Source organism: Streptomyces aureus (genome assembly GCF_001418135.1).
In the GTDB taxonomy this organism is placed as follows: Bacteria; Actinomycetota; Actinomycetes; order Streptomycetales; family Streptomycetaceae; genus Streptomyces; species Streptomyces aureus_A.
The window spans coordinates 1-312 of sequence record NZ_LIPQ01000263.1 but is presented as its reverse complement, the minus strand read 5'-3'; the positions used below and the strand labels follow the sequence as shown (position 1 = coordinate 312).

Annotated in this window: 1 pseudogene; it reads right to left on the bottom strand. The window is 67.9% G+C overall.

Annotated features, from left to right (window positions below):
• A pseudogene (locus tag AOK00_RS40510) lies at positions 1-174 on the bottom strand (ABC transporter permease); the annotation flags it as partial.
• Between the last annotated feature and the right edge of the window lie 138 nt (positions 175-312).

Genomic DNA, 312 nt, shown 5'->3' with positions numbered 1-312 from the left:
CGCGAAGGCGAGCCGGTCGGCGGGCAGGCCGGTGATCGCGGAGATGTTCTCCCGCGCGAGGCCGGCGGTCAGTCCGGACAACAGGCCCACGAGCAGGGTGATCAGCACGATCACGGTGCCCATGAGCGCGAACCGCCCCTTGGCGAATCCGAGGTCTCTCCATGCGACGAACATGCTGACCAGAGTGGTCGGGGAGGGGCCCCGCGGGCATCGCGCCACGGATGGCTCCGTCATCAAACTTTTGGTTGAGCCCGGAGTGTCGGCCGCTGTCTAGGCTGGAGGGGACATGGATCCCCACTCCTCCCTCCACCC